7 protein-coding genes, 2 tRNA genes and 3 pseudogenes are annotated in these 5,123 nt (G+C 47.8%); 10 read left to right on the plus strand and 2 right to left on the minus strand.

Translation table 11 applies throughout. The features are described 5' to 3' along the window. Window positions 1-126 precede the first annotated feature (126 nt). From ACUU1M_RS18645 to ACUU1M_RS18675, 7 genes are all read left to right on the plus strand, one after another. A complete protein-coding gene (locus ACUU1M_RS18645) occupies window positions 127-405 on the plus strand; it encodes a hypothetical protein (protein WP_024258459.1) in 279 nt (92 codons plus the stop codon). Between the two features lies 1 nt (window position 406). Further along, window positions 407-1,456 (plus strand): DUF968 domain-containing protein, encoded by a 1,050-nt coding sequence (locus ACUU1M_RS18650; RefSeq protein ID WP_001265239.1) that lies wholly within the window; start codon window positions 407-409, stop codon window positions 1,454-1,456. 12 nt (window positions 1,457-1,468) lie between these two features. Next, entirely contained in the window at window positions 1,469-1,825 is a 357-nt protein-coding gene (locus tag ACUU1M_RS18655) for a RusA family crossover junction endodeoxyribonuclease (RefSeq protein ID WP_000904111.1), read from the plus strand. Window positions 1,826-1,839: 14 nt separating this feature from the next. Then, window positions 1,840-2,661 (plus strand): antitermination protein, encoded by an 822-nt coding sequence (locus ACUU1M_RS18660; RefSeq protein WP_000762884.1) that lies wholly within the window; start codon window positions 1,840-1,842, stop codon window positions 2,659-2,661. 143 nt (window positions 2,662-2,804) lie between these two features. After that, window positions 2,805-2,880 (plus strand) — tRNA-Ile (locus tag ACUU1M_RS18665). A gap of 101 nt (window positions 2,881-2,981) precedes the next feature. Next, window positions 2,982-3,058, plus strand: a tRNA-Arg gene (locus ACUU1M_RS18670). A 544-nt stretch (window positions 3,059-3,602) separates the two neighbouring features. Beyond that, window positions 3,603-3,689, plus strand: a complete 87-nt coding sequence (locus ACUU1M_RS18675) for a DUF3927 family protein (protein ID WP_000115835.1) — start codon at window positions 3,603-3,605, stop codon at window positions 3,687-3,689. Window positions 3,690-3,773: 84 nt separating this feature from the next. On the opposite strand, the pseudogene ACUU1M_RS18680 reads toward ACUU1M_RS18675, so the two are convergent. Beyond that, window positions 3,774-3,899: pseudogene (locus tag ACUU1M_RS18680) on the minus strand (hypothetical protein); the annotation flags it as partial. 70 nt (window positions 3,900-3,969) lie between these two features. Continuing rightward, on the minus strand, window positions 3,970-4,305 hold the full coding sequence (locus ACUU1M_RS18685) for an anti-adapter protein IraM (RefSeq protein WP_042774496.1): 336 nt from the start codon (window positions 4,303-4,305) through the stop codon (window positions 3,970-3,972). Between the two features lie 259 nt (window positions 4,306-4,564). Between ACUU1M_RS18685 and ACUU1M_RS18690 the strand changes: the two are divergent. The 3 genes and pseudogenes from ACUU1M_RS18690 to ACUU1M_RS18700 all read left to right on the plus strand — a co-directional run. Next, window positions 4,565-4,750 (plus strand): annotated as a pseudogene (locus ACUU1M_RS18690) (DUF1737 domain-containing protein); the annotation flags it as partial. After that, entirely contained in the window at window positions 4,750-4,911 is a 162-nt protein-coding gene (locus tag ACUU1M_RS18695) for a hypothetical protein (RefSeq protein ID WP_001323614.1), read from the plus strand. The pseudogene ACUU1M_RS18690 and the gene ACUU1M_RS18695, both read left to right, overlap by 1 nt. Before the next feature lie 149 nt (window positions 4,912-5,060). Continuing rightward, window positions 5,061-5,123: pseudogene (locus tag ACUU1M_RS18700) on the plus strand (holin); the annotation flags it as partial.

Below are 5,123 nucleotides of genomic sequence, written 5' to 3' on the forward strand. Positions count from 1 at the left end.
TTACAGGCATTGAAAGAGATCGGAATAAAAGCTGGCTTTTCTGCTTTTTCAGAAGAATAAACTCATCTACAATCTTGCGCGGGGCTGAACTCCCGCTGAGTAACACCGTGCCACCGGAGAAAACCGATGGCACGCAACGCAAAATATTACAATCATGATAATTCGACCGTTCTTGCCCACACGCACGAGCGGTATTCTCATGCATTTAAGTCAGACTGGTACCAGCATCCCTCATGCACTGAAGAACAGGCCGAATGGCTCATTCAGTGTTACCGCAGGCGCGGATGCGAGGTTAAAAAAGCCCTTAGCCTCGACTACCGTCACTGGATAATCTCCGTCAGGCTCCCTTACTCCGAACAGCCACCGCGTCCGTCCCGCACATTCCAGCAACGGATCTGGAGGTAACGTGCGGGTATTACTTCGACCTGTTCTGGTTCCGGAACTCGGGCTGGTGGTCCTTAAGCCCGGTCGTGAATCCATGCCGGTATTCCACAATACCCGGTTACTGGTGGAGCCGGAACCGAAAAGCATGCGTAATCTGCCGTCCGGGGTCGTTCCTGCCGCTCGCCAGCCGCTGGTGGAAGACAAAACATTGCTGCCGTTTTTCAGTAACGCACGGGTGATTCGTGCTGCTGGTGGTGCTGGTGCATTGTCTGACTGGCTGTTGCGCCATATTAAATCCTGCCAGTGGCCACACGGCGATTATCATCACAGCGAAACCGTCATTCACCGTTATGGTACCGGCGCAATGGTGTTGTGCTGGCACTGCGACAACCAGCTGCGTGACCAGACATCCGAATCACTCGAGCAACTTGCTCATCAAAACCTGTCAGCATGGATGATTGACGTCATCGGTCACGCAATAAGCGGTACGCAGGAGCGTGAATTATCTCTAGCTGAATTATCCTGGTGGGCGGTCCGCAATCAGGTGGCGGACGCGCTACCGGAAGCGGTATTACGTCGTTCGCTGGGGTTGCGTGCGGAAAAAATCCGCTCAATGTACCGTGAAAGCGACATCGTACCGGGAGAGCAGACCGCCACCAGCATACTGAAACAGCGCACAAAAAATCTTGCGCCGCTGCCTCACGCCCACCAGCAACAGAACCCACCACAGGAAAAGACGGTGGTCAGCATTGCCGTTGATCCTGAGTCTCCGGAATCTTTCATGAAACGACCTAAACGTCGCCGCTGGGTTAACGAGAAATACAAACGCTGGGTGAAGACACAGCCGTGTGCGTGTTGTGGTAAGCCAGCCGACGATCCCCATCACCTGATTGGTCATGGTCAGGGCGGAATGGGGACAAAATCTCACGATATTTTCACGCTACCGCTGTGTCGGGAGCATCACAACGAGCTTCATGCGGATCCTCTGGCGTTCGAAGAAAAGCATGGTTCTCAGGTTGATTTAATTTTTCGTTTTCTTGATCACGCCTTTGCAACTGGCGTGCTTGGGTAAAAGAGGTGACTGATGCTCATAGATTTGGTTTTACCTTACCCGCCGACGGTGAACACTTACTGGCGACGCCGTGGCAGCACATATTTTATCTCGGAGGAGGGAAAGCGTTATCGCCGGGCTGTGGCGCTTATTGTTCGCCAGCAGCGGCTGAAATTAAGCCTGTCCGGAAGGCTGGCGATAAAGGTGATTGCAGAGCCACCGGATAAGCGTCGTCGCGACCTGGACAATATCCTGAAAGCACCGCTGGATGCGCTGACGCATGCGGGAGTGTTAATGGACGATGAGCAGTTTGATGAAATCAATATCGTTCGTGGTCAGCCAGTATCTGGTGGACGTCTGGGGGTGAAGATTTACCCCATAATGCATTAAGAGCAGGTCAAAAAATGAAACTGGAAGATTTACCGAAATACTACTCCCCAAAATCCCCTGGCCTGACCGATGCATCGGCCTCAACGTCAAAAGATGCGCTGAGTATCACTGATGTGATGGCCGCGCAGGGCATGACACAGAATCGGGCTGAGATGGGTTTTTCTGCGTTCCTGGGGAAAATGGGCATCAGTATGAATGACAGGGCGCGGGCAACAGAATTACTGGCAGATTATGCACTCAGTCGGTGCGATCGTGTGGCGGCGTTGAGAAAACTTCCGGCAGAAATAAAACCGGTAGTGATGCGCATTATGGCTTCGTACGCTTTTGAGGATTATGCCCGCAGCGCAGCGAGTAAAAAGCAGTGCCCTTGTTGCTATGGGGAAAAATTTATTGAAAGCATAGTTTTTACAAACAAGATCCAGTATCCGGATGGTAAGCCGCCGGTATGGGCAAAGTGTACGAAAGGTGTGTATCCGTCTTACTGGGAAGAATGGAAAAAAGTCAGGGAGGTGGTAAAAGTTGCCTGTCCGGAGTGTGGCGGAAAGGGTGAGGTTTCCACCGCCTGTAAGGATTGCCGTGGGCGTGGTGTCGCCATTCATCGTGAAGAGTCGGTAAAACGTGGTATGCCTGTTATCAGAGACTGCCAGCGTTGTGGTGGTCGTGGCTATGAAAGACTACCATCAACGGAGGCATTTAATGCTATATGCGAGGTGACAAACCAGATAACACGCGCGTCATGGGAAAAAACAGTTAAGAAATTTTATGATGCGCTGGTGACCCGGTTTGATATTGAAGAAGCATGGGCTGAGCGGCAGTTAAAAAAGGTAACTAGGTAACAAGGTTGATTTTTCCGGAATCTGTGGTAAATTCGTCATAATAATGGGTGTTTTATGCCTGACGTTAGAAGAGTTTCTACAACCCGCCGCTGAGCGGGTTTTTTATTGCGAAATTAATTACGGACCGTTATTATTCTGCTCCCGGCCCTTTAGCTCAGTGGTGAGAGCGAGCGACTCATAATCGCCAGGTCGCTGGTTCAAATCCAGCAAGGGCCACCATCACAAACCGCCATTAGCTTATCAGGAAGAGCAGACGACACGATAACAGGGTTGTTGGTGCGGGGGGCGGGTCCCCGATGGCGGTCCATTATCGGTATTCAGCGTTGTTAGCTCAGCCGGACAGAGCAATTGCCTTCTAAGCAATCGGTCACTGGTTCGAATCCAGTACAGCGCGCCATATTCATTCTTCCAGATTCCTTCCGGCAGAGCCTTATACTGAAATATACCTGGCTCAGGATATTGTTGAAAATATTATATATTTGTCAAAAATAAAAGTTCTGTTAAGTATTGATTGAGTATTTGTTATACGGTCTAATGTTTTTTTCAGCATTAAGTATTTATCATTCATATGGTGTGGGTAGAGTGAATATTGATGAGGCGTCGGGGTGTTTCATCCTTAGGCAGCGTATTGATATAGTCAATGCAGCACGAGCAAAGGCCTTCAGCCGTTTGACAGTTTTGTTCTGTACTCCTGATCGTCTTTCGGGAAGAGACGTTATTATTCTGAATAGTGATGCTATACAGAGGGTTTGCGATGAGTTCATGGTTGCTAATTCAGAATTATTTGCTCTTGTTCAGGAGTACAACAGAATAGCCAGGACCTGTGGTATGGATGAACTTCGGATTACTCATCTGGGGTAGATACATATCTGGATTATCACCTGTTACGGTAAAAAGTGATTGCTTACTGTTTTTGTGAATGGCATTGCAGCAGCCGGATAATGTCAGTGCCGGCTGACGGTGTGCTGGTGGCGGGTGTGGTGGTTGTTGCTTTCCCGTTGCTGAAAAAGAAAACGCCAGACTGTTAGCCGGGTATCAGTTAGCGGGAGAAATTTTTAAATACTTCACAATTCAGGCGGTTGACTGTTGTCTGGTTTGCGGGGAGTTTGTTAAAAGAAACTGGCATGGTGAATCCCCCTGTGCGGAGGGGCAATCAGCGAGTAGGTATATGGGATAATCGCGGATTCAGGTGCTGGTACTGAATTCACCGGGAGGCACCCGGCACCATGCAATGGCACATAGCGCCACTCTCCAGCCCCTCTCCGGAGGGGCTGTTTATATTGATTTTGTCAGATGTGAGTAAACTCCTTATGGACTTTGTTGTTTTAGTCCATAAGGACATATTTGCAGAGTGCAACGGTTATTAAAGCATTCATTCAATACGTTATCTGTATTTGTAGGGCATTCCTGGCTGTTTTTGATTAAATTCCAGAATGTTTTATTGAATGGTACTACGTTGTAAATGGTTACAGGTAGCACTTTGTTATTGAGTATGATGCCTGTGTGAGTCAGTGTAAATATACTTTCAGGAGGTAAGAAAGCATCCGATTGATACCAGATTATTAATTTTATTTTACTCCATATGACTGAAAAAGATATTCCGCATGATGGCTGGATAACTGTATCAATCACAATCCACTTCATTTAGTTTCCTTGTTTATGCCTTGCTGGTGATGTTCTGAAAAGTATAAATGATATTTTTGAATTAAACCATAGAGCAGAATTATTTTTCTGATGTTGTTTATTGTTTATTTAAATGCAGGGTGGTTTATATCTCGTCTTGTAGTTTATCCATGCATATCTGCTTGATAATCAGGTTTTTATTTAAGGTATGGTTTTGTGTTTTTTCTGTATTACATGTCAGGTATTTTAAAGAATTATTTTTCAGATGGTGGAAAGAACCATGGCATTTAAACACTATGATGTTGTCAGGGCGGCGCCGCCGTCAGATCTTGCGGAAAAGCTGACACATAAACTGAAAGAGGGCTGGCAGCCGTTTGGTAGTCCGGTGGCCATAACCCCTTATACCCTGATGCAGGCGATTGCAGCAGAAGGTGATGTGGTGGTCAGTGGTGCAACTGAGCCGGAGTGATACTACGTCATCGTACTGGCCCGGCATTCCAGGCCATAAAAGACAGTCTGGCAGTGGGACTAAATGCACTGACGCTGACGGATATTACCAAAAATGCAACGTATGGCGTTGAGATAGAAAGTCTGGTGCTGGAGATAAATGCACCGGCATCATCATAAAAAGTGAGCCAGTCAAATGGAAGGTATCGTTAAACTCACCGGTAGTGTCAGTGGGTCGTCTGAGACGCTTGCATGAGTTATCAGAGCCATCAGTAGTTAACTGGTGGCTTTTTTATTGTTGTCAGCTTCCGGATAACGGGAGACGGGGTATGGACCAGATGGAAAAAATCACAACAGGTGTGTCATACACCACGTCAGCGGTGGGAACGGGC

The sequence above is a fragment of the Shigella sp. SIG6 genome (assembly GCF_053555815.1).